Origin of the sequence: Actinoplanes rectilineatus, from assembly GCF_000962825.1 — a bacterium.
Lineage (GTDB): Bacteria > Actinomycetota > Actinomycetes > Mycobacteriales > Micromonosporaceae > Actinoplanes > Actinoplanes rectilineatus.
This window is the reverse complement of the sequence record NZ_JZKF01000273.1, coordinates 1-319: the sequence shown is the minus strand read 5'-3', so window position 1 is coordinate 319 and position 319 is coordinate 1. Positions and strand designations below refer to the sequence as shown.

At 70.5% G+C, this 319-nt stretch carries 1 protein-coding gene; it reads left to right on the top strand.

Annotated features, from left to right (window positions below):
- On the top strand, positions 1-319 hold a 319-nt coding region (locus WH85_RS46390), incomplete at both ends, for a serine/threonine protein kinase (RefSeq protein ID WP_045748618.1).

Here is a 319-nt window from a genome sequence, read left to right as displayed (position 1 = left end):
GCACGACAGCGAGTTCCGGGGCCGGTTCCGCAGTGAGGTGACGCGGGCCAAGCAGGTCCCGCCGTTCTCCACCGCCGAGGTCCTGGACGCCGACCCGGATCACGAGCCGCCCTACCTGGTCGTCGAGTACATCGACGGGCCGAGCCTGGCCGCGGACATCAAGAAGCTCGGCCCGATGTCCGGCGCCGAACTGCACCAGGTCGCGGTCGGTGTGGCCACCGCGCTGACGGCGATCCACGGCGCGGGCGTGATCCACCGGGATCTGAAGCCGGGCAACGTGCTGATGGCCCGCGGCGGCATCAAGGTGATCGACTTCGGC